At 31.6% G+C, this 23,463-nt stretch carries 22 protein-coding genes and 1 other RNA gene; 20 read left to right on the forward strand and 3 right to left on the reverse strand.

Annotation, left to right across the window (positions count from 1 at the left end; translation table 11 throughout):
• Positions 1-117: 117 nt before the first annotated feature.
• The 5 genes from AC5LAX_RS06460 to AC5LAX_RS06480 all read left to right on the forward strand — a co-directional run bounded on the left by AC5LAX_RS06460 (position 118) and on the right by AC5LAX_RS06480 (position 4,200).
• Positions 118-612 (forward strand): hypothetical protein, encoded by a 495-nt coding sequence (locus tag AC5LAX_RS06460; RefSeq protein ID WP_288909454.1) that lies wholly within the window; start codon positions 118-120, stop codon positions 610-612.
• An 18-nt stretch (positions 613-630) separates the two neighbouring features.
• Positions 631-1,293: an L-serine ammonia-lyase, iron-sulfur-dependent subunit beta gene (gene sdaAB / locus AC5LAX_RS06465; RefSeq protein ID WP_008539714.1), complete on the forward strand. Its 663-nt coding sequence runs from the start codon at positions 631-633 to the stop codon at positions 1,291-1,293.
• A 12-nt stretch (positions 1,294-1,305) separates the two neighbouring features.
• Complete coding sequence (gene sdaAA, locus AC5LAX_RS06470; RefSeq protein WP_115152112.1) at positions 1,306-2,175, forward strand: L-serine ammonia-lyase, iron-sulfur-dependent, subunit alpha; 870 nt, start codon at positions 1,306-1,308, stop codon at positions 2,173-2,175.
• Between the two features lie 29 nt (positions 2,176-2,204).
• A complete protein-coding gene (locus AC5LAX_RS06475) occupies positions 2,205-3,251 on the forward strand; it encodes a glycosyl hydrolase family 18 protein (RefSeq protein ID WP_288909440.1) in 1,047 nt (348 codons plus the stop codon).
• 73 nt (positions 3,252-3,324) lie between these two features.
• The gene (locus AC5LAX_RS06480) at positions 3,325-4,200 is read left to right on the forward strand and encodes a DMT family transporter (RefSeq protein ID WP_266286682.1); all 876 of its coding nucleotides are present in this window, start codon (positions 3,325-3,327) and stop codon (positions 4,198-4,200) included.
• A 37-nt stretch (positions 4,201-4,237) separates the two neighbouring features.
• Here AC5LAX_RS06480 and AC5LAX_RS06485 read toward each other — a convergent pair whose 3' ends face one another.
• The gene (locus AC5LAX_RS06485) at positions 4,238-5,068 is read right to left on the reverse strand and encodes an ion channel (protein ID WP_369127846.1); all 831 of its coding nucleotides are present in this window, start codon (positions 5,066-5,068) and stop codon (positions 4,238-4,240) included.
• 134 nt (positions 5,069-5,202) lie between these two features.
• Positions 5,203-5,553: a transfer-messenger RNA gene (gene ssrA / locus AC5LAX_RS06490) on the reverse strand.
• A gap of 389 nt (positions 5,554-5,942) precedes the next feature.
• Between ssrA and AC5LAX_RS06495 the strand changes: the two genes are divergently transcribed.
• The 7 genes from AC5LAX_RS06495 to sucD all read left to right on the forward strand — a co-directional run bounded on the left by AC5LAX_RS06495 (position 5,943) and on the right by sucD (position 12,604).
• Positions 5,943-6,623, forward strand: coding sequence for an N-acetylmannosamine-6-phosphate 2-epimerase (locus AC5LAX_RS06495; RefSeq protein ID WP_018998767.1), 681 nt, complete (start codon positions 5,943-5,945; stop codon positions 6,621-6,623).
• 388 nt (positions 6,624-7,011) lie between these two features.
• On the forward strand, positions 7,012-7,620 hold the full coding sequence (locus AC5LAX_RS06500; RefSeq protein WP_266286692.1) for an FBX42 beta-propeller domain-containing protein: 609 nt from the start codon (positions 7,012-7,014) through the stop codon (positions 7,618-7,620).
• 36 nt (positions 7,621-7,656) lie between these two features.
• On the forward strand, positions 7,657-8,553 hold the full coding sequence (locus tag AC5LAX_RS06505; RefSeq protein WP_224169252.1) for an ROK family protein: 897 nt from the start codon (positions 7,657-7,659) through the stop codon (positions 8,551-8,553).
• Between the two features lie 15 nt (positions 8,554-8,568).
• A complete protein-coding gene (locus AC5LAX_RS06510) occupies positions 8,569-9,426 on the forward strand; it encodes a MurR/RpiR family transcriptional regulator (RefSeq protein WP_115152107.1) in 858 nt (285 codons plus the stop codon).
• Between the two features lie 31 nt (positions 9,427-9,457).
• Complete coding sequence (gene nagB, locus AC5LAX_RS06515) at positions 9,458-10,213, forward strand: glucosamine-6-phosphate deaminase (protein ID WP_008539730.1); 756 nt, start codon at positions 9,458-9,460, stop codon at positions 10,211-10,213.
• A gap of 296 nt (positions 10,214-10,509) precedes the next feature.
• Positions 10,510-11,682, forward strand: a complete 1,173-nt coding sequence (gene sucC / locus AC5LAX_RS06520) for an ADP-forming succinate--CoA ligase subunit beta (RefSeq protein ID WP_008539731.1) — start codon at positions 10,510-10,512, stop codon at positions 11,680-11,682.
• A 19-nt stretch (positions 11,683-11,701) separates the two neighbouring features.
• A complete protein-coding gene (gene sucD, locus AC5LAX_RS06525; RefSeq protein ID WP_008539732.1) occupies positions 11,702-12,604 on the forward strand; it encodes a succinate--CoA ligase subunit alpha in 903 nt (300 codons plus the stop codon).
• A gap of 128 nt (positions 12,605-12,732) precedes the next feature.
• Here the strand turns inward: sucD and AC5LAX_RS06530 are convergent, their stop codons facing one another.
• Entirely contained in the window at positions 12,733-13,683 is a 951-nt protein-coding gene (locus AC5LAX_RS06530) for an L-lactate dehydrogenase (protein ID WP_115152106.1), read from the reverse strand.
• A gap of 328 nt (positions 13,684-14,011) precedes the next feature.
• On the opposite strand from AC5LAX_RS06530, the gene AC5LAX_RS06535 reads away from it, so the two are divergent.
• The 8 genes from AC5LAX_RS06535 (at position 14,012) to AC5LAX_RS06570 (ending at position 23,395) form a co-directional block, all read left to right on the forward strand.
• On the forward strand, positions 14,012-15,049 hold the full coding sequence (locus tag AC5LAX_RS06535; RefSeq protein ID WP_018998774.1) for a rod shape-determining protein: 1,038 nt from the start codon (positions 14,012-14,014) through the stop codon (positions 15,047-15,049).
• 83 nt (positions 15,050-15,132) lie between these two features.
• Entirely contained in the window at positions 15,133-16,572 is a 1,440-nt protein-coding gene (locus AC5LAX_RS06540; protein WP_288909442.1) for a phosphodiester glycosidase family protein, read from the forward strand.
• 103 nt (positions 16,573-16,675) lie between these two features.
• A complete protein-coding gene (locus AC5LAX_RS06545) occupies positions 16,676-16,978 on the forward strand; it encodes a biotin/lipoyl-containing protein (RefSeq protein ID WP_008539736.1) in 303 nt (100 codons plus the stop codon).
• A gap of 28 nt (positions 16,979-17,006) precedes the next feature.
• Positions 17,007-19,100, forward strand: a complete 2,094-nt coding sequence (locus AC5LAX_RS06550) for a SpoIVB peptidase S55 domain-containing protein (RefSeq protein ID WP_117585398.1) — start codon at positions 17,007-17,009, stop codon at positions 19,098-19,100.
• Positions 19,101-19,243: 143 nt separating this feature from the next.
• Complete coding sequence (locus AC5LAX_RS06555) at positions 19,244-20,014, forward strand: MlaE family ABC transporter permease (RefSeq protein WP_015561637.1); 771 nt, start codon at positions 19,244-19,246, stop codon at positions 20,012-20,014.
• Positions 20,015-20,023: 9 nt separating this feature from the next.
• The gene (locus AC5LAX_RS06560; protein WP_008539741.1) at positions 20,024-20,761 is read left to right on the forward strand and encodes an ABC transporter ATP-binding protein; all 738 of its coding nucleotides are present in this window, start codon (positions 20,024-20,026) and stop codon (positions 20,759-20,761) included.
• 4 nt (positions 20,762-20,765) lie between these two features.
• Entirely contained in the window at positions 20,766-22,046 is a 1,281-nt protein-coding gene (locus AC5LAX_RS06565; RefSeq protein WP_018998778.1) for an MlaD family protein, read from the forward strand.
• Positions 22,047-22,063: 17 nt separating this feature from the next.
• The gene (locus AC5LAX_RS06570; protein ID WP_115152103.1) at positions 22,064-23,395 is read left to right on the forward strand and encodes a TolC family protein; all 1,332 of its coding nucleotides are present in this window, start codon (positions 22,064-22,066) and stop codon (positions 23,393-23,395) included.
• Positions 23,396-23,463: the final 68 nt, after the last annotated feature.

Genomic DNA, 23,463 nt, shown 5'->3' on the forward strand with positions numbered 1-23,463 from the left:
TTTTTCTTATTTTCTGTTTTAATTAGAAATAAGAGGATTGACGAGAAAAAGAGCTAATTATATAAAGAGAAAATATATAGTCTAGGATATAAATTTTATAAAAGGAGAGTGTTTTTGATGAATGAAGATTTGATGAAGGTAATAAAATCGGAAGAGGAAATAGAGCAAGAAGTAGAATCTTTATGTCGCTGGGCTGCTGCTAGAGCTGGCGTAATTGTCGTAGCACCTATACTCGGTCAAATTGCTCTAGCTGCTAATGAAATCTATCTGATAAAACGCATAGCAAATGTATATGATAAAAAATTCGATGAAACGGCTAGCTGTGCTTTTGTAGGAGCTTTAGGTGGTACATTTGTAGGTCAAAGTTTAGCGACTTTGATACCATTTCCACCATTACAAATTCCAATTGGCATGGCTATAACTTATGCTGTAGGTAAGGCTGCTAATGCATGGATAAAAGATGACATGCCGGATATTAGCGAATATGCTGATAAATATAAAGATATTTTTAATAAAGCAAAAGAAGATGTAAAAAATATCATACCTAGTTTAAAAAATAATCCTGATAAAGATAAACCATTGGGAGATGAAGATAAAAAATTTAAATTTTAATATTAAGGAGGAAAAATAATGCGAAGTGCATTTGATATTATTGGACCAATAATGATAGGGCCATCAAGTTCACATACAGCAGGTGCTGTGAGATTGGGATTGATGGCTAGAGCTATCTTAGGTGAAGAAGTAAAAATTATAAATATAAAATTATATGGTTCATTTGCGCAAACATATAAAGGTCATGGTACAGATAGAGCTTTGATTGCAGGTATAATGGGTTTTAAACCAGATGATGAAAGAATACGTAATTCTTTAGAAATAGCCAAAGAGAAAAATATTGAATTTAATTTTTCTAAAGTGGATTTAGAAGATGCACATCCTAATACAGCTATTATAGAATTGATAGGTGTAACAGATAGAAAAATAGAAGTTACAGGTGCATCCATTGGCGGAGGCAATATAATTATTTCTGCTGTTAATAATTATGAAGTACAATTAAGTGGGAAATATCCATCAATAATTATCGTACATCAAGATATGCCAGGTGTAGTAAATGGTGTTACTGCAGCTTTAGCACGCTATAATATTAATATTGCCTATATGAAAGTTTCTCGAAGCGAAAGAGGAGCAGAAGCTTTGATGAATATTGAAGTTGATGATACAATTTCTGATGAGGCAGTAAAAGCTTGCAGTAGAGTCATTGGTGTAAAAAAAGTATTGCGAATTGATGCTATTTAATGAGGTGATTTTGTGATAAATTTTTCTTGCATACAAGATTTGATAGATATAGCAAATGCTCAAGAGCGAACTATTGATGATATCGTTGTAGAATATGAAGCAACACATAGTTTTAAATCTGTGATTTATATTAAAGAAAATATGCAAACTATTTGGCAAGTAATGAAAGAGTCAGCAGAAAAAAGTATAAATAATACGCAAAAATCTGTCAGTGGCATGGTCGGCGGAGATGCTCAAAAATTATTCACTTTTAAAGATAGTTTTGCTGGCGATTTTGTCAAAGAAGCAGCTTCTTATGCAGTAGCTGTAGCAGAAACAAATGCTGCTATGGGGAAAATAGCTGCTTGTCCAACAGCTGGTTCTTGTGGTATTGTTCCAGGGGCTTTAATTGCTGCTCAAAATCATTATAATTATGATGATGAGCAGATTTGCAATGCATTATTTACAGCGACAGGTATTGGCATGGTGATTGAAAATAATGCTATGATTGCAGGTGCTCAAGGTGGTTGTCAGGCTGAATGCGGTTCAGCAGCTGGCATGGCAGCGGGAGCGTTAGTTCATCTTGCAGGGGGCTCTCCAGAACAGATTGGCAATGCAGTAGCTTTAGCGATTAAAAATTTATTAGGTTTAGCTTGCGACCCTGTGGCAGGGCTTGTAGAAGTTCCTTGTGTAAAACGCAATGGATTTGCAACGACAGTAGCGATTTTGGCAGCAGATATGTCCCTTGCTGGTGTAAAATCAGTGATACCAGTAGATGAAGTAATTGATGCTATGTATCGCATTGGCAAATCTATGCCAAAAAGTATACGCGAAACAGCTACTGGCGGTTTAGCTACTACACCTACAGGTATAGCTTTAAAAGAAAAAATTTATAGCAAATAATGATTGATATAAGGAGAAGGGAAGAGCAGTTGCATTTATGTAAAAAAATTATCTATATGACTTTGGGAATATATATGATGATGATATCAATATGTTTAGCAGGTCAAAATGATAATTTATCTAAAGAAACATCAGAAAAAATAAATTTAGTATGGCAACCAGTTATTGATGAAGAAAATGATTTATCAAAAATTGATAAGATTCCAGGAGTAAATGTTGTATCACCATCGTGGTTTGTAATTGATAGTGAACAAGGGCATATTCAAAATAAGACAGATATAAATTATTTAAAAAATGCAAGAGAAAAAGGTTATAAAATATGGCCATTAATTCATAATGATTTTAATGCCGAAATGACACATAAATGGTTGAATGATAAAAAGGCAAAGGATTATATCATTCGTCAATTAATATTTTATGCACATCGTTATAATATTGAAGGCTATAATTTTGATTTAGAAAATATCTATGATGAAGATAGAGATAAATTGACTGAATTTATGAAAGAAGTAACTGAGGCACTACATCAAGATGAAGTTATAATCTCTATGGATATAACAGTAGCTTCAGATATGGAAAATTGGTCTAAATGTTATGATAGAAAAGCATTGGGCGAATATGTAGATTATCTTGTTTTGATGGCATATGATGAGCATGGTAGATTATCTAAAACAGCAGGGTCAGTAGCATCATTAAATTGGGTGGAAAATGGAGTAAAAGATTTAACAGAGCAAGTCCCTTCAGAAAAAATCATCTTAGGAATTCCTTTGTATATGCGCTTATGGGAAGAAGATTATGAAGGTAATGTATCGGCTAAAACCTTAAATATGGAAGATGCCAATAAATTAATGAAAGAAAAAGACAAATATCCTATTTGGCTAAAAAATGAAGGTCAGATATATTTTGCTTATCATGAAGATGGAAAAATATATCGTGTATGGAAAGAAGATGTAAATTCTTTGCGCTTAAAAGTAGATTTAGTCAAAAAATATAAACTTGCAGGAGTAGCTTCATGGAGAAAAGGTTTTGAGACTAAAGATATTTGGCCAATGATAAACAAGCGTTTACAAAAATAAAAAAACTATTTGTTTATGATGAATTTCATAAGCAAATAGCTACATAGAAAAATAGAAGTAGAGGGAGTTAAAAATGCCAAATAGGGTATTGGGAGGAATTTTTTTAACCATAGCAGCTAGTATTTGGGGTGGTATGTTTGTAGCTGTAAAATTAGTAGTGGATATAATACCGCCAATAACGTTAGTATGGTTTCGTTATTTAGTAGCCTTTGTGGTATTATCAATGGTTGTAATCTATGAAGGCATTAATCTAAAAATAGATAAAAAAGATATATTATTATTAATCAGTATAGGGATAATAGGACATACTATTTCTATTGTTACTCAAGAATATGGAACAATGTATTCTTCAGCACAGATGGGTTCAGTTGTTACTTCAGCAACACCAGCATTTATGTTGATTTTTGCTGTATGGCTTTTAAAAGAAAAAATCACTTTGCGTAAAATATTATCTGTTATTTTAGCCACTGTCGGTGTAATCATGATTGCTGGCGTTGATAATATGGATTTTGATAAACAATTAGGTGTACTTTTTTCTACCATAGCAGCATTGACATGGGCTTTGATGTCTGTAATGTTAAAATTGATACCTAGTAAATATCCGCCATTATTAATAAATTTTTATGCTGTAATAACAGGAATTGTATGTTTAGCACCACTTAATATACCGACATTAGATTTATTGCCATGGGATGAAATCTTAAATCCTGTAGCGATTGGTTCGGTAGTATATTTAGGGGCAGTATCTACAGCAGGAGCATTTTTGCTTTGGAATAAAGGTCTTTTATTGATGGAAGCAGGTGCTAGTGGATTATTTTTCTTTTTTCAACCTATAGTAGGGACTTTTTTAGGCTGGTTAATTTTAGATGAACAAATTACTTTGAATTTCTGGATAGGAAGTATATTGATTTTTATAGGTGTATTTTTAGTTACAGTTAGAAATGAATAATAAAAAAGAAGTTATATCTATGTTTAGGTATGTAAGTTTATTTATTTTTTTCATGGGAAACAGAAAGAAAACTACTGAGCATAATACTTATACAGCTTATACTTGTAAATACAATAAGAATAGCGATTGCTTTAGTATAATAGCAAGTAGGATAAATATCGCCATAACCTATTGTGCCAAAAGTAATGACTACATAATAAAATAAATCAAAGATATTTGGATTATTTATAGAGTAGGCATCAACATAATAAATACTGCCAATATAGCAAAATAATGTTAAGGTACTGAGAAAATAAAAAATGATAAGCAAGGCTACTTTCCATAAATTACTGTGATTAAAAATATTCGTATAAGCTAAGATATTTTGCAAAATAAATTTTAATGTATTAGCTAAAAGTGAATAACAAAGAACTAGATTGATAAAAGATAAGTAAAAAGCAATATTGTGAATTAAAAAATTGGAGCTAAATGGGTAAGCAAAATAGATTAAACATAGATTTATGTAGATTAAGGCAAAAATAAAATTTAGACTAAAAGAACCGACATTGATGATTTTTATCAATATAATAGAAAGTAAAGAGATCAAATAATAAAAGATGTAAATAATAAACAAAGATAGAGGTATTACTAATATTGTAGAGAAAATAAGAGAAAAATTTTTAGTGAGATAGAAAAATAGACATAGACAAAGACCACATATTAAAATGAGCGATAATAAACGAAATAAGATAGAGCTTTTGCAAATTGTAGTATATAAAAATTTAAGAGGTTGTTTGGCCATGATATGAGCCTTGATAAATAGCGTTGTATTATCTATAGTAAAATAAATTTCTTTATGATAAATATTAATTAATAAGAAAAATAACATAAAAATAGTGCTTAAACATAAAATAGAGAGTTCTTGAAGAATTTGTATCAAAGTAAATACTCCTTAAAATAAATAAAAACCAGTATTACTGTTTAGTATACTGGTTTTTTATGTTAAAAATTTATTGTTGATTTTGGTGGAGATGAGGAGAATCGAACTCCTGTCCGAAAGTATTGTTTCACAGCTTTCTCCGAGTGCAGTCTATATTTTAATTTTATAAAATCATCGCCTATAGACAGGCTATAATTTTACTATCTCGATAAAATTCCCTAAAAATCTCCGAGAATTGATTTTTAAGTATCCCACTGTTGGCCTCTTTTCTATTCACGTGGGAAAAGAATAGAAAGAGGTTAGCATTAAGCTGCTAAAGCGTATTCTTTGTTAGCTTTTATATTTAAATAAAAGTTTCACCTTACTAACGGGTTGATGACCTCCCGACTCGCTTACCATGCACCAACTACCCCCGTCGAAACCATTACATCCCCAAGAGTTAGTATATTATATCATAAATAATAATTAAAAGCAATAAAATAAGGCGGATATAGATATAAAATGAAATTTTATATCAAAAATTTAGAAGAATATATTTGAAATGAAAATTCTTTTGCTAATGAAAATTTTTTTCTAGATTGAAATTTGATGTACAAAAGAAATTATTAAAGCTAAAATGTTGATTTTAAAAGTATTTTTGGCTATAGATTTATTTTTGATAATTTTTATTATGTTAAATAAAATTGCTATTTATAAAATTTTCTTAAAAATATTTTGAAATAATATTGCATTTTTGGTAGGGTAGTATTATAATAAGCTTGTAAGAAAAAACATAAGGAATAAATAATAAATTTAATTTAAATAGAGAGAGGAGTTATCAATATTGTTAGAACAGTTTAAAGGAAAATTAATAATTTCTTGTCAAGCTCTTCCTGATGAACCATTACATAGCCCGTTTATTATGGGACGAATGGCGTTAGCAGCAAAACAGGCTGGTGCAGTGGGTATACGAGCACAAGGTGTAGAAGATATAAAAGAAATTAAAAAAGTAACAGGTCTTCCTGTTATCGGTTTGATTAAACGAAACTATGATGATTCTGAAATTTATATCACAGCTACAAAAAAAGAAGTAGAAGAATTATTGGAAAGTGGTTGTGAAATAATCGCTTTAGATGCGACATTGCGTAAACGTCCAAATGATGAAAAATTAGAGGACTTAGTTAAATTGATAAAAGATAATGGTAAAATCGCTTTAGCTGATATCTCTAATGATGAAGAAGGGATTTTTGCTCAGAAAATAGGTTTTGATTGTGTATCTACAACATTATCTGGATATACAGATTATACACCTAAATTAAAAGGCCCTGATTTTGGGTTGGTAGCAAGAATGGTGGATAGACTTGATATCCCAGTTTTTGCAGAAGGTAGAATAAATACACCAGAAGATTTAAAAATAGCTTATGAATGTGGTGCTTTTGGTGCGATTGTCGGTTCAGCAATCACAAGACCACAGTTGATAGCTAAAAATTTTGTTAATGTTTTAAAAGATATTGATATAAAATAATTGGAGAAAATAAAATTTTAGATGATTTTTTACCTATGGAGAATGATATTTAAATTAGTGTAACTTTAAAAATAGGTTATTTCTTATCTAGAAGATGCACATCGTACAGGTGTTATAACAACAAAAATAAGTAATTTGAAGGAAGATATTTTTTTAGTAAATTTTTAATTTTTATAAATATATGAGATAGTTTAATATGAAAAAAATATTGGCTAGCTTGATTGTTTCAGCTACAGTAGCAGCTACTTTACTATTGACTTTAGTGCTAGTAACTCTAGAAATAGCGGGATAGCCGTAGATTCTATGACAGTCTGTAGGAATTTTATCACTAATACAAGGTTAGATGGAAAATATCGATATAGTTGGTTAGGCAAATAGAGCATGTTATATTGGTCTTGGTAATCAAGATGGTAAAGCAAGTGCAGATTTTTATAAATTTGATTTAAAATCAAAAAAATTAACAAAATTAGCAAGCTTTACCGGTGCTTTACGTGAACAGTCAGTATCTCAAATTTTGAATAATAAATTATATGTATTTGGTGGCGGTACAAATACTGCATTAACAGATGGATATGTATATGATATTCAAAAAGATGCATGGGATAAAGTAGCTAGCGTAGAAGTTGATAATAAAGCTATCTCTGTATATGGTGGAAACTCTATAAAATTAAATGAAGATGAAATGCTTGTAATTGGTGGCTTTAATAAAGAAGTTTACGATTGGGCTGTAAGTAATTTAGGAAGCTTAAAAGATCAAGAATTGGCAGATTTTAAAGCTAAATATTTTGGTGCAGATGTAGCAGAATTTAAATGGAATAATCAAATTTTAGTATACAATGCTAAAACAAATACATGGCGCTCCATTGGACAAATTCCATTTAATGCACCATGTGGTGAAGGTCTTGTTTATGCAGGAGATAGTATTATATCTATCAATGGCGAAGTAAAACCAGGTGTTCGCAACAATAGAATTTATCAAGGTTTTATTGTAAAATAAGATTAAGATAAATTTATTGCAAAGAAGGGCGAGATTATGGAGAAACAAAAGTATATTTGCATAGACATCGGTGGTACAGCTATAAAATATGGTTTAGCTGATGAACAGGGGAATTTTATAGAAAAAAGTTCAATGCCCACAGAAGCTAAATTATATGGAGGTCCAGGTATTGTAGAAAAAGTAAAAACAATTATTAGTGGCTATATTACGAACTATCAAGTTGCTGGAGTTGCCATATCTACAGCTGGCATGGTAGACCCTAAAGAAGGGTGTATCTTCTATGCTTTACCAGATGCAATACCTGATTATACAGGAGTACAGTTAAAGAAAATTGTTGAAACTGAGTTTAATTTAAATTGTGCGGTAGAAAATGATGTTAATTGTGCAGCTTTAGGCGAAATGTGGTTAGGAGCAGGAAAAGGTTGTTCTTCACTATTTTGCATAACTGTAGGAACAAGCGCAGGCGGTTGTGCTGTATATAATCATCAAGTAATACATGGTGTTTGTAATAGTGCTGGAGAAATTGCTTATATGAGAATTCCTAAGGGAACAATGCATGAAGTAGTTTCAACAACTCGATTAGTAAAAGATGTAGCAAAAGCAAAACAATTAGATGAAAAAGAATTAAATGGTAAAATCATTTTTGATTGGGCAAAAAATGGTGATGAAGATGCTAAATTTGCTATTAATACATTGATGGAAAATTTAGCAGATGGCATTACTAATATAACAGCTGTTTTAAATCCTGAAATGATTATTTTAGGTGGTGGCATAATGGCACAAAGTGAATATTTGAGACCATTGATAGATAATGCCTTAAAACAAAGATTAGTAGAAGATGTATATACCCATACAAAAGTGGATTTTGCCAAATTGGAAAATGATGCTGGAATGTTAGGTGCATTATACAATTTATTACATCAAACAATGTGATTTGGAGAGAATATTATGAAGATCTTACATCAATTAGATAGACCAAATTTCAAAGCATCAAAATCTGATAAAATCTTAATAAGATATATAAAAGAACATGCAGAAGAATTTTGTACAACACCTATAGCTTCTTTGGCAATAAATTGTGGAGTTAGTGAAGCAACGATTACACGTTTTGTGAGAAAAATGGGATTTGCAAGTCTTCAATTATTTAAACTTACATTGACTGAAGAAATGGTTAATAATAAACAACGAACTATAATCAGCAAAGATATTACTTGTGATGAAAGTATTATCATAACAGCAAATAAATTATTAGCCAATAATATAGCAACTTTAGAACAAACAGTAAGTGATTTAAATGAAGATATTTTATTGAAAAGTGTAAATATGCTAAAAAAAGCTGAACGTATATTTTTTATAGGTTTAGGAAATTCAGGATTTATAGCTGATGATTCAGCTTATAAATTTATGCGTATTGGATTTAATGCAAGAGGCATAGATAATAGCCATCTTATAATGCTTCATATGGCACTTTTACATGAAAATGATGTTGTAGTTGTTATTTCTCATTCAGGTGAATCTTTTGAAATTATAAAAGCTGTTGAACTTGCTAAAAGAAATGGTACAAAATTAATCGTAATAACATCAAATAGAGATACTATTTTAAAAGAATATGCTGATGCTTGTATTTTTTATGAAACAAGAGAATCTATATTAGAAACTGGCTCAATTACCACAAAATTAACGCAAATTTTTATCATTGATTTATTATATACTCAGATTGTTAAGGATACTATGGACTTAGCTTCTGCATTTAAACAAAGAACAACAGAAGCAATCAATATTTTAAGATTAGATAATAAAAAATAAAAATTAAAGAAAAATAAGGAAGGTATATGTAATGCGTATAATAGTTACAGATTCTTATGAAGAAATGAGCAAAGTAGCAGCAAGAATAGTAGCAGGTCAGTTATATTTAAAACCAAATAGCGTACTTGGTCTTGCAACAGGTTCTACACCAGAAGGTATGTATGCAAACTTAGTAAAAGTTCATCAAAGTGTAGGTCTAGATTTTTCAGAAGTAATTAGCTTTAACTTAGATGAATATATTGGATTAGACAAAGAAAATGAACAAAGCTATTACTATTTTATGCATAAACATTTATTTGACCATGTAAATATCAAACCAGAAAATATTCATATACCAAATGGAAATCCTGAAAACTTAGAAGAAGAATGTAAAAAATATGATAAATTAATCGAAGCAAAAGGCGGTATAGACCTTCAAGTTTTAGGTATAGGGCAAAATGCTCATATTGGCTTTAATGAACCAGATATCAAATTTGAAGCAACTACTCATAAAGTAAAATTAGATGAAGAAACAATCAAAGCAAATTCAAGATTCTTTGAAAATGAAGAAGATGTACCTAAATATGCAATCAGCATGGGTATTAAAACTATCATGCTCGCTAAAAAAATCATTTTACTTGCTAGTGGTAAAAATAAAGCAGAAGCAATTTACAAAGCAGTATATGGTAGCGTAAGACCAGATGCACCAGCTTCTATTTTACAATTACATCAAGATGTGGTTGTAATCGTAGATAAAGATGCAGCTTCTTTATTGCCAGAAAAAGATAAAAAGGTTTTTGTAAAATAAAATAAAAATCAAGAGCAACCTTCAAGAATTTATAAGTTTTTATATTATTGAAGGTTGTTTTTTTATTATGCAATTATAAATAAAATATATGAACAATTATTTTAAGTATAGATATTTACTATTTTATAAAAAAGTGTATAATAATAATTAAATAAATTAATTATTAATTTTTTAACTAGTAATAAAAACAATTAAATATAAAAATCAAGTTGAAATAATGGTATTTTAGCTATTATTTTAAGGCGATTTAATATTATATTTTATATTGCAATAAAAAACCGAGGAGGTTATTTTGAGTGAACATTCACGAATATCAGGCTAAACAAATTTTTAGAGAATTTGGTGTTGCAGTGCCAAATGGTGTACCTGCTTTTTCCGTTGATGAAGCTGTTGCAGGTGCAAAAGAAAAATTAGAAGGTCCAGTATATGTTGTAAAAGCACAGATTCACGCTGGTGGTCGCGGTAAAGCTGGCGGTGTAAAACTCGCTAAGTCTTTAGACGAAGTGCAAACTTATGCAAATGAAATTTTGGGCAAAGTTTTAGTAACAAAACAGACAGGCCCAGCAGGTAAAAAAGTAAATCGTCTTTTAATTGAAGAAGGCTGTAAATTTAAAAAAGAATTATATTTAAGTTTCACAGTTGATCGTGTATCTTCTAGAGTTGTTATGATTGGTTCTGAAGAAGGCGGTATGGAAATTGAAGAAGTAGCAGCTAAAACTCCAGAAAAAATCTTCAAAGAATATATTGATCCATTATTAGGGCTTACTTCTTACCAAGCAACTCGCATGGCATTTAAAATGAACTTCACTCCAGCATCTGTACGTAGTGCAGCAGCTTTAATGCAAAATCTTTATAATTTATTCATTGCCAAAGATTGTTCTTTAGCAGAAATCAATCCACTTGTAATCACTGAAGATGATAAAGTAATGGCTCTTGATGCTAAATTGAATTTTGATGATAGTGCATTATTCCGTCATCCAGAAATTCAAGCATTGCGCGATGAAACAGAAGAAGATCATAAAGAACGTGAAGCTGCAGAGCTTGGTCTTAACTATGTAAACTTAGGCGGCGACGTTGCTTGTATGGTAAATGGTGCAGGTCTTGCAATGGCTACTGTTGATATTATTAAATATTACGGTGGAGAACCTGCAAACTTCTTGGATATTGGTGGTCAAAGTTCTCCAGAAGATAATGCTAAAGCATTTAAAATTATGCTTGAAGGTGGTCAAGCAAAAGGTATTTTTGTTAATATTTTCGGTGGTATTAACAGATGTGATAAAGTTGCAGAAGGTATAGTAAAAGCAAGTCAATTAATTGACCTCAATGTTCCAATTGTTGTACGTCTTGAAGGTACTAACGTTGAAGAAGGTCGCGAAATTTTGAAAAATGCAAATGTACCAGGTCTTATCATGGCAGAATCCATGGAACAAGGTGCACAGAAAATCGTAGAATTAGTAAAAAATGCCTGATGCGGGAGGGGAATAGTTCGTGGGAATTTTTATTAATAAAGACACAAAAGTAATTGTACAAGGGGCAACTGGTAAAGTTGCTATGTTCCATACAGCACATATGCTTGAATATGGTACAAATATCGTAGGTGGTGTAACACCAGGAAAAGGCGGTCAAGTTGTAGGCGGTGTGCCAATTTTCAATACAGTAGAAGAAGCTGTTGAAAAAACAGGTGCAAATGCTTCTGTAGTATTCGTACCTGCAAGATTTGCAGCAGATAGTATTTTAGAAGCTATTGATGCCAATCTTGATATAGTAGTATGTGTAACAGAACATATTCCTGTTTTAGATATGGTAAAAGTTCGTCGTGCTTTAGAAGGCAAGAAAACTCGCCTTATCGGTCCAAACTGCCCTGGTATTATGACAACTGATGAATGTAATATTGGTATTATTCCAGGAAAAATTCATCGTAAAGGTCATATCGGTATTGTATCTCGCTCTGGTACATTGACTTATGAAGCAATGGATCAGATGACAAAAGCAGGTCTTGGTCAGACAACTATCGTAGGTATTGGTGGAGACCCTGTAAAAGGAACAGATTTCATTGATGTATTAAAAGCATTTAATGAAGATCCTGAAACAAAAGCTGTTATGATGATTGGTGAAATTGGTGGTAATGCTGAAGAAGATGCTGCTGCATGGATTAAAGCAAATATGAAAAAACCAGTAGCTGCATTCATTAGCGGTCAGCAGGCGCCTCCAGGTAAACGTATGGGTCATGCTGGTGCTATTATTGCAGGTGGCAAAGGCTCTGCAGCAGATAAAATCAAAGCTTTAAATGAAGTAGGTATTGAAGTTGCTAAAACTGTAGCTCATATGGGTGATACTATGGTTGAAACACTTAAAAAAGCTGGTATCTACGAAGAATGTAAAACTTGCTAATTAAAGTGAGTTATAAAAAATGCGAACTTAAATTTAAGTTCGCATTTTTTTATATTATTTAGTTTAATGATGATTTTAGTTAATAAAAAAGCCCTCAGTTAATCTGAGGGCTTTAATTTTAAAATAATTTATTCTTTAGCACTTGCGATAGCTTTTTTTACACTTTCAGCAGAAGCATAGAGTAAATCAAGTTCTTCTTTTGGAAGATGTGGAGCGAAGGAACGAACGATACCATCAGCACAAATCATACGAGGGATACTGAGAGCTACATCACTTAAGCCATATTCTCCTTCTAATACAGCAGACATAGGTAAAATAGTATGTTCATTGTACATAAAGGATTTTGTGAAACGAGCAGCTACCATAGCGATACCAGTGTTTGTATAACCTTTTAAGTTAATGATATCATATGCTCTATTTACGAGTGCTTGTTCAATAGCTTTTTTATCAAGTTTGTCATCAAAATGGAAGTATTCATCAACATGTTCAAGACCAAGACCTGCAACGTTTACTGTGCTCCATGCAGCGAAAGCAGAGTTACCATGTTCACCAAGAACATAACCATGAATATTTTTAGGGTCTATATGATAACGGTCAGCAATGATTCTGCGTAAGCGGAAAGTTTCAAGCATTGTACCAGTACCAATGATTTTTTCACGTGGATAATCAAATTGTGTAGAAACATGGTATGTAGCTACATCAAGAGGATTTGTAATCATGAGGATAAGAGCATCTTTAGTGTATTTAGTGATTTCGGACATAACACTGCTCATGATTTTGCAATTTGTTTTAGATAAGATAAGACGGTCAGCTTTTTCACCAGGTTTAATACTAGGACCAGCAGTAATGATGATTAAGTCAGCATCTTTACAATCAGAGTAATCACCATGGTAAGTTCTGATATTTAAGCTATGAATACAAGATGTAGCATCATTAGCATCAAGAGCTTCACCTTTACATTTATTTTCATTTAAGTCGATAAGTGCAATTTCAGAAGCAAGTTGGAAATCTAAGAGTTTTGTAAGAACAGCAGAACCTACATTACTAGCCCCAACAATGACAACTTTACCTTTAAACATTATAATATACCCCCTAAGTTTTATACTAATTATTATGACCACATAATAACACTTGAAATATTGATTGTCAATTATCTTATCCATAACTTTTATAAATATAAATATAAGTTGTGTTTATTGTAATAAAAGGGAAATATATTAAGATAAATTTAATAAATATAACTATATATAGAAGGAATTATATTAAAATTTAGAAATAATATTTATTTTGAGCTAATCGTATTTAAAGTAGCTTTTTCTTGCCAAATTAATATATGTATTATATATTATAAAGTATTAAAACTAGATAATTAACTTATAATTTGGTAAGAGAAGGGAAGTAGGATAAATGTTTGGAATGTCCATGGATATTGGGATTGACCTTGGAACAGCGAATGTCCTTATTTATATAAAAGGTAAAGGTATTGTTATGCGTGAGCCTTCCGTTGTGGCTATAGATAATGATACTAATCGTATTTTAGCTATTGGTGAAGACGCTCGTCGTATGATTGGACGTACTCCTGGAAATATTGTAGCTATAAGACCACTTAGAGATGGTGTTATCGCTAATTATGAAATTACTGAACAAATGATTAGATATTTTATAGGTAAAGTATCTGGACGTCGTTTTATGTTTAGACCTCGTGTTATGATATGTGTACCTTCTCGTATAACTACAGTAGAAAAAAGAGCTGTTCAAGAAGCTGCAATGCAAGCTGGAGCAAGTCATGCTGAACTCATTGAAGAACCAATGGCAGCTGCTATGGGTGCAGGTCTTGATGTAGCTGAACCAAATGGTTGCATGGTAGTAGATATCGGTGGAGGAACAACTGATGTCGCTGTAATCAGCTTAGGTGGCGTAGTAGTAAGCGATTCACTTCGCATGGCTGGTGATAAATTTGATGATTGCATTATCACTTATATAAAAAATAAACATAATGTAATGATCGGTGAACGCACAGCTGAAACTATTAAAATTGAAGTAGGACAAGCTTTTGCAGGAGCTCGTGATGAAAAAATTGAAATTCGTGGTCGCGATTTGATTACAGGACTTCCAAAAACAATTGAAGTAAAATCTGATGAAGTAAGTGAAGCTTTAGCTGAACCAGTATCTTCCATTGTACAATGTGTAAAACGTGTATTAGAAGATACTCCACCAGAATTATCTTCTGATATTATGGATAGAGGTATTATCATGACTGGTGGCGGTGCTATGCTTTATGGATTAGATAGCTTAATTCAAAAAGAAACTGGCATTACTACTTATTTAGCAGATGATCCATTGACTTGCGTAGCTATTGGTACTGGTAAAGCTCTTGAATATATGGATAAAATTACTAGAATTAGTAAAAAATCAAATGGACATGAACGCAAAATAGAAGAATAAAAAAAGGCTGCTTTAGCAGTCTTTTTTTCTTAGTAAAATAAATTTAATTGATAAAATATATGAGATACAAAAGGAATAAAAAGATGAATTTAAAAAATATATTTATAGTTATGATGGTGGGAATATGTTTATTCCAATTACCTGTCGCAAATGCAAAGAATAATTCAGACAAGAATATACAAACTAAAATAACTACAGAAAAAATAGAAAAATCTATGATAAATTCTATTCGTTTTAGTAAAGCATCAGATAAAGTTAGAGTTGTTTTTGATATAAATCCTGATACAAAATATGATGTAAAACAACAGCCAAATGGCGATATAATGGTAGATTTTTCTGAACCTATAAATAAACAATATTTAAGTGGTATCAATGTAAATGATGATACAGTTCCTTTTTTAGAAGTATATAGTGATGACAAAACAAGTTGTGTTGTTATAAAAGTAGCAGATAATAGCGCATTTGATATGGGAGAATTAAATAATCCTCGAAGATTGTATATAGATGTGCAAAAAGATTATGAGTATAGCATTACTAAAGAATTAGAGCCAGGATTAACACAAATTTCTTATTACAGCAAAAAATCAGGTGTAAAACAACATGCTCAGTTAGTAGAAGTTAGTCCTAAATATTTTAAATTTGTACCTGTTTTAGGTGGCGGAGATAAGATGGCAAAAAATACAGTTTCTGCTATGTCTGATTATGTAAATGCAGCAGTAGCGGAAAATGCTTCTTATTTTGGTTCTGGTAAGGAATTATATGGTGTAACTAAAATTGCAGGAGATTTAGTTTCTTCTATGTATTTGACACGCACTGGATTTGGTGTATTAGCAGATGGAACACCTTATATTGGTGACGTAAGTTATAGTGGTATTGTGCAAAGTAAAAATGGAGATGTATACGTTTCTGGTTTAAACGGCACAAGAACAAGTGATAGTGTAATGTTATATAATCAATATTATGGAAAATCCACAGGTACAGATAATAGTGGTATTGAATATGTAGTAAAAGATAATAAAATTGTAAAAATAAACAGTGGCAATAGCCTTTTAAGACCTGGTGAAATTGTTGTATCCGCAACAGGTAATGGGAAAAATATATTATCAGGTTTAAATGTAGGCGATGATTTAGTAGTAAATCAGATTTTAAATACTCCATGGGATAGCGCTACAGATATTTTAGGCGTAGGGCCTCGTTTAGTAAAAAATGGTCAAGTTGATATAACTTCATCTATAGAACAGATTGGTTCAGATGTTACAGGGGCTAGAGCGCCTAGAACAGCAGTGGGTATCTTAAAAAATGGAAATGTATTATTTGCCGTTTTAGATGGTAGACAAGCTCATAGTAAAGGTATGATGCTGGATGAATTTGCTAGATTTTTAATCGGTATGGAAGTTGTTGATGCTGTTAATTTTGATGGTGGCGGTTCATCTGAATTGGTTATCGGTGGAAAAATAGTAAATTCTCCATCAGATGGAATGGAAAGACCTGTAGCAACAGCACTTACAGCTGTACGCCGTTAGCTTGTTAAGAATACAAGGATATGGTATTATCAAATTAGAATAATTTTATTTTAAAACGAATTTAATGGGAAAAATAAAAGACTTATCAAAGGAAGTGATTGAGATGAAAAGAAAATATTTAATCTTATCGACTATTATAGCTTTAATATTGTTGACTACAGTAGGATTAGCTATGGGAAATAAACAAGTGGAACAAAAAGCAGTAATTGCAGGGACAGTAAGTTCAACAGTGGCAGAAGGTACTACTGTGAAGATGGGAGATTCTCTAGTGGAAATATCTACACTTACAGGTACTTCAGCAGCTGCTAGAGCAACTGTTAATGGTGTAGTAAAACAGGTTTTAGTAAAAGTTGGTGATAATATAACACCAAATCAGGTAGTAGTATATGTTGAACAGCTAGAATAATAAGAGAAAGAGAATTGGTGTAGTATTAATGATAAAATATTTAGTAACGATATGTTTAATGTTGTTATTGTATACAAATTCTGCATTAGCTATGCCTCCAATAATGACAACGTCAGAATTAAAACCAGGTATGCAAGGTTATGCAGAAACTGTAGTTCAAGGAGCACAGCAAGTTAGTTTCAATGTAGAAATAATAGGTGTAGTCAATAATGGAAAAGGCTCATCAAAACAGATATTAGCGCGTGCATATGGACCGATTATTGAGGAAACAAACGGCGTTATTCATGGCATGAGCGGTAGTCCTGTATATGTTGATGGCAAATTAATTGGTGCAGTTGCTAGAGCTGTCGGTCAAGATGTATTACCATATAAATTTTATATAACACCTATTGAAGAAATGTTAAAGATTTGGACTTTGCCAGACCCTTTAGCTGTGATAAATAAATCTAATATAGAAAAAGTAAAAATACCTTCATTAGAAGAATATGAAAAAAATCAAGATAATTACGATGAAAATATTGATAAAGAAGTAGAAAAATATAAATCAAAACATCTAGCGACACCAGAAGGGCAAGAAGCTGTAAAAGGTAAGGCACAAAAACGCTTAGAAGAAATATTAAGTGGTCTTGATATAGAAACGCAAGAAGATAAAACAGACGTTGATGCTGACATTGTGCAAACAGATAAAATCATAAAAGATTTAGAAGATAATTCTAAAACAGATGTTAATGCTGATAAATTAGAAGAACATATATCTTTGACTGATTTTATTTTGAAAAGCTTAGAAAAACAAAATAAAGCTCAAGCAAGTAGTTTTAATAATACTTCGATGATGCCGATTTATGTTTCAGGTTTTAATGATAATGCCTTAAATTTTTTAGCAAATAATTTAAAATATAAGAATATGACACCGTATAATACAGGGGAATTTATCAGCGCTCCTATAGGAAATAAAGATAGTGATATCAAGCAAAATGCAACGTTGAAAGCTGGCGATCCTGTAGGCGTAGTTATGGCTTATGGTGATTTTTCTGCTGGGGGAACAGGTACAGTAACAGCTGTTGAAGGCAATAAAATATTGGGATTTGGTCATGCAATGACTTACAAGGGAAATGTAAATTATTTTATGACTGAAGCTGATATTATAGGCTCAGCAGGTGGTATCTTAAATGGCGTGAAGGTAAGTTCTTTCGGAAAAATTATCGGTAGAGTTAATCAAGACCGTTTCAGTGGTGTAGGTGGAATTTTAAATGAATATCCATCTTCTATTCCTGTAAGGGTTAAAGTAAAAGATAGAAATTTAGGCAAAGAAGAAACCTTTGTATCCAAAATTGCATATGATGAAGATATTTTGCCAACTTTGGCATCAAGTATTGTATATGCTTCCATGGATAGAACGGCAGATAGAGCAAGTTATGGTACATCAAAAATAAAATTTACCATAATGACAGATGAAGTTCCTGAAGGAAAATTTGAGCGAGAAAATATGTTTTATGATCCTAAAGATGTCGGTCAATTTACTGTGGGAGAATTGACACAAGCATTGTATTTCTTATGCACAAATATGGATAAACCTTCTAATATTTTAGATGTAAAAGTAGATGTAGATTTTACTTCTAGTAGAAAAACAGCTTCTATTGTCAGCGCTATTCCAGATAAAGAAGAAGCTAAACCAGGTGAATTAGTTAATTTTAATGTGACATTAAAACCATATCGTCGAGAAAATGTGACAGTAACTATACCATACACCATTCCTAAAACTCAAAAAGAAGGTCAAATGTTTTTAGAAGTAAAAGGTGGTGGCTTTGTACAATTAGGACAAGTTTTACAAAGTGGATTAGTTGTAACACCGCAAGATATAGCTCAATTATCTACAGTTGACCGTTTGAATGAAATAAAAAATTTGAATAAAAATAATGAGATAGTTATTTCACCAACAATTGATGTAGAAAGCGAAAAAGATCAAGATAAAGCGATAAAAGAAGCTATAAAATTATCTGAAGAAATTGGTAAAATGAGTAAAAAAGAACGAGAAGAGTTCAATAAAAATCGTGAAAGTAAAATATCTACAGATTATGTAATCGATAATTTTATCCAAACGAGTATAAATATTAAAAAATGATTAAAAGCTTAAAAAAAAGTAAATAACTATTTACTATTTTTAAATTCATTGCTAAAATCGAATAGTGAGAAAATATCCGTGAGTCTTTCTCACGGATATTTTTTTCGATAAAGTTAATAGCTATAAAGTTGAGGATTTATAAAATGATAATAAGATTTTTTGAAAAAATAGGGAGATTTGTTATTGGTCATTTAGAAACTTTAGGGCAATTTACTATTTTAATAGGCAATACGATTGCACAATTAAGATATCCTCCGAGAATGCGACATGTCTTTCAGCAAATGTCACATTTAGGTGTAGATACATTGCCGATCATAACGCTTACGATGTTATTTACGGGTATGGTAATAACATTGCAGACTGCTACAGAATTTATTCGTTTAGGGGCACAATCTACAGTAGGTGGTATAGTAACTATTGCTGTAGGACGTGAACTTGGGCCAGTTTTAGCAGGTGTTGTAACAGCCGGTAGAGTTGGTGCAGCTATAACAGCTGAAATCAGTACAATGAAGGTAACGGAACAAATTGATGCTTTAAAAGTTATGGCTACTAATCCAATTGGTTATTTAGTAGTACCTCGATTGATAGCTTGTATGTTTATGTTGCCTATTTTAGTAGTTTTTGGCGATGTCATTGGTTCTATTGGTGGTTGGATGGTAGCAGAATATTATGATATTAATATTTATATGTATTTACATTCGATAGATACTTTTGTAGATGTTCATGATATAACAGGTGGTTTATTAAAATCCATTGTATTTGGTGCAATTATCGCTATTGTAGGTTGTTATTATGGTTTAAATGCTCAAAATGGTGCAGAAGGTGTAGGTAAAGCAACGACTCGTTCTGTCGTAATTTCAATTATTGTTATATTCTTTAGTAATTGTTTATTATCTATGTTGCTTTATCGTTGAGGTGGTATAATGATAAAAGTAGTCAACATATATAAATCTTTTAAGGATAGATTGATTTTAAACAATATTAATTTTGAAGTTAATAAAGGTGAAACCTTAGTTATAATTGGCGGTAGCGGTTCAGGTAAATCGACTTTATTGAAATTATTAATAGGGCTGTTACGACCTGAGCAAGGACAAATTTTCATTGATGGCAAAGAAATATCAAAATTGAAAGAAGAAGAACTAGATAAAGTACGTTTAAATATGGGAATGGTTTTCCAATATTCTGCGTTATTTGATTCAATGAGTGTAGGCGATAATGTAGGTTTTGGTTTACAAGAGCATAGCAAATTATCTGCCAAGGAAATCAAAGAAATTGTAGAAGAAAAATTAAATTTAGTAGGTTTATCTGGTTTTGCAAATTACATGCCGAATGAATTATCTGGTGGTATGAAAAAACGTGTTAGTTTAGCTAGGGCAATTGCTTTTGAGCCAAAAATTTTATTGTATGATGAGCCAAGTTCGGGTTTAGACCCTGTAACTTCTGCTAAGATTGATGAGCTTATTGTACAGATGCAAAAATTATTAGGTGTTACTTCTATAGTGGTAACACATGATATGAAAAGTGCTTTTTATATTGCAGATAGAATTGCTATGTTGTATCAAGGTGAGATGATAGCAATTGGCACTCCAGATGAAATAAGAAATTCCACAGATAGTAGAGTTTTAGAATTTATAAATGTTAGCCAAATAAGAAAGAGGTGAAAAAATGTCCAATGAAGCAAAAGTAGGGATTTTTACGACAATCGGCTTAGCCTTATTAATTGGTATTATAGTTTATTTAAGTGGCTTTAGTTTTGGCAAAGAAAAAGACTATACTTTTGATATCACTTTTAATCAAGTTACAGGATTAAAGATAGGTGCTGGTGTTAGTTATGCCGGTATCGATGCTGGGCGAGTATCAGCGATTGAAGCTTATAAAGATAAGGCAAGAGTTACTGTTGTCATAAAAGGAAATATGCAGATTGCAAAAGACTCATTATTTACCATCAGTAGTGATGGTTTAATGGGTGAAAAATTTATCAGTATCATGCCACCACAACATCCATCTGGTGAGTATCTAGTAGGTGGAGAAGAAGTACATGGTGTTGATGAAAAAGGATTAGATTATTTATTGGTTCAAGCTAGTGTGACTTTAGATGATGTAAGAGGTTTGATAAAAAGTATGAATGACATTTTAGGTAATCAAGATGTACAGAAATCTTTAATTCAAACAGCAGTAAATCTTAAAGATTTAACTGGAAATATGAATCAATTAATGCAAGTGATGTCTACATTAGCAGTTAATAATCAGCAAGACATTGATAATATGATTAAAAATTTATCTGCAATGACAGCTAGTATGGCTAAGGCTGCAGATGAAATTGAAATCATGATAAATGATTTTGCTGGTGATGGCGAAACTGCTAATAATATGAAAGTTGCTATTGCTAATTTATCAGCAACTAGTGAAAGTGTAAAAAAAATGGCAACTAATATGGAAACTGTAGTTGCAGACCCACAGACAGCACAAAGCTTGAAAAACATAATCAGCAACGCAGATAATATATCACAGCGTGCAGATAATATGATGAGTAAAGTGTCTTCTATTGAAGTTAAGCCAGGTGTAGAAGCATTGTATAGTGGTGGGCAATCTGAATGGATGGTAAATGCTGATGTAAAAGTTTATACAGATCCAAATTCTTTTTTGCTAATAGGCGCCGATGATATTGGCGGTGATGATAGTGGTACTAATCTACAGATAGGAACAGGTAATGGCATTTTTACAGGTAGAGGTGGATTAGTTGATGATAAAGTCGGCGTGGGTGTTGACTTAAAAGCAGGAGAAAAAGGAAAAATTTCTGTAGATGCTTATGATCCTAATGATTTAAGAGTTAAATTAAAAGGTCAATATGAAGTGGCGCAAGACACATATTTAATAGGTCAGATAAAAGATATTAATGATTCAGATGAAAGAGCCGCTTATGTAGGCTTAAGACATGAATTTTAATTTGGGAGGATTTGAAAATGAATAAAAAGTCTTTAAATAAAACAATAACAGCAGTGTTATTAAGTGGCTCATTATTTTTAGGTGGTAGTAATTTAGCTTTTGCACAAGATACTGTAGATTTAACTTTAGATAATACAGTAGAATTAGCATTGGAAAATAATAGAACTATAAAACAGTCTGTATATGATACAGATTCAGCTCGTTGGGCATTGAGTGAAGCAAAAGGTCAAAAAGGCTTTTCTATCAATTGGCAAACAGTAGCAGCTGCTGCTAGTGGCGAAACATATGATTTACAAAATAGAGATTCTACTTATCAAAATGTGGTAGAAGCTTCTATTCCATTATATACAGGTGGACAATTAGAAAATAATATTAAAAGTAAAGAAATCGGTGTAGATATTAGCGATTTAACTTTGGAAAATACAAAACAACAGATTAAATATGATACAACAAAAGGCTATTATAATATTTTACAGTGCCGTAATTTAGTAGGTGTAAATCAGGAAACTGTAGATCAATTGCAAGCACATTTAGATACAGTTAATGCTAAATATGCTGCAGGTACAGTAGCTAAATCTGATGTATTGCGTTCTCAAGTAGAACTAGCAGATGCTAAACAAAATCTTGTAAATGCAGAAAATAATTATGATTTATCGATTTCTTCTTTGAATAATTTAATTGGTTTACCTATAGATACTAAAATTAATATTCAAGATGAATTAAAATATACAAAATATGATTTAAGCTTAGCTGAATGCATGGATTTAGCAATGACAAATCGTCCAGATGGTGTTGCAGCAGCTAAGTCTATTGAACAAGCTAAAGCAAGTGTAAAAGCAGCTCAAGCTGGTAATCTACCACAACTTTCTGCTTATGCAAGTTATACTATTGATGGCGATGATGCTTTTAATAATGATGCAGCAGAAAAATCAGAAGTTGGTGTTAAAGCTAGTTGGAACCTTTTTGATAACAATGTAACTAAAGCACAGGTAAGACAAGCAGAAGCAGCTTTAGCTAAAGCTCAAGAAAATGCTCAATATGTAAATGAAGGCATTCAATTAGAAGTACATCAAGCATATTTGAATTTACTTTCTGCTGAAAAAAATATTCAAACAACAAGTGTAGCAGTAAATCAAGCAAGTGAAGATTATACTATCGCACAAGTTCGTTATACTGCAGGTGTAGGTACTAATATCGATGTTATGGATGCAGCAGTTGCTTTGACTACAGCAAAAACAAATTATGTACAAGCTCTTTATGATTACAATGTAAGTAAAGCTCAGTTAGATAAAGCAATGGGTCTTCCTGTTGACTTAGATGTTCAAGCAGTAGCAGCAAAAACATATTAAGATATTTTCTCTATAATAAATTCATGCTATACTAAAAACAGAATAAACTATTTAAACGGGAACTAAAA

The sequence above is a fragment of the Megamonas sp. genome, from assembly GCF_986095205.1.

Coding starts and splice junctions, on each gene's coding strand:
- AC5LAX_RS06505 (WP_224169252.1), top strand. CDS start 7,657: ATGGAGAAACAAAAGTATATTTGCATAGACATCGGTGGTACAGCTATA.
- AC5LAX_RS06565 (WP_018998778.1), top strand. CDS start 20,766: ATGTCCAATGAAGCAAAAGTAGGGATTTTTACGACAATCGGCTTAGCC.
- AC5LAX_RS06540 (WP_288909442.1), top strand. CDS start 15,133: ATGAATTTAAAAAATATATTTATAGTTATGATGGTGGGAATATGTTTA.
- AC5LAX_RS06545 (WP_008539736.1), top strand. CDS start 16,676: ATGAAAAGAAAATATTTAATCTTATCGACTATTATAGCTTTAATATTG.
- AC5LAX_RS06550 (WP_117585398.1), top strand. CDS start 17,007: ATGATAAAATATTTAGTAACGATATGTTTAATGTTGTTATTGTATACA.
- AC5LAX_RS06555 (WP_015561637.1), top strand. CDS start 19,244: ATGATAATAAGATTTTTTGAAAAAATAGGGAGATTTGTTATTGGTCAT.
- AC5LAX_RS06510 (WP_115152107.1), top strand. CDS start 8,569: ATGAAGATCTTACATCAATTAGATAGACCAAATTTCAAAGCATCAAAA.
- AC5LAX_RS06480 (WP_266286682.1), top strand. CDS start 3,325: ATGCCAAATAGGGTATTGGGAGGAATTTTTTTAACCATAGCAGCTAGT.
- AC5LAX_RS06535 (WP_018998774.1), top strand. CDS start 14,012: ATGTTTGGAATGTCCATGGATATTGGGATTGACCTTGGAACAGCGAAT.
- AC5LAX_RS06560 (WP_008539741.1), top strand. CDS start 20,024: ATGATAAAAGTAGTCAACATATATAAATCTTTTAAGGATAGATTGATT.
- AC5LAX_RS06485 (WP_369127846.1), bottom strand. CDS start 5,068: ATGTTATTTTTCTTATTAATTAATATTTATCATAAAGAAATTTATTTT.
- nagB (WP_008539730.1), top strand. CDS start 9,458: ATGCGTATAATAGTTACAGATTCTTATGAAGAAATGAGCAAAGTAGCA.
- AC5LAX_RS06460 (WP_288909454.1), top strand. CDS start 118: ATGAATGAAGATTTGATGAAGGTAATAAAATCGGAAGAGGAAATAGAG.
- AC5LAX_RS06530 (WP_115152106.1), bottom strand. CDS start 13,683: ATGTTTAAAGGTAAAGTTGTCATTGTTGGGGCTAGTAATGTAGGTTCT.
- AC5LAX_RS06570 (WP_115152103.1), top strand. CDS start 22,064: ATGAATAAAAAGTCTTTAAATAAAACAATAACAGCAGTGTTATTAAGT.
- sdaAB (WP_008539714.1), top strand. CDS start 631: ATGCGAAGTGCATTTGATATTATTGGACCAATAATGATAGGGCCATCA.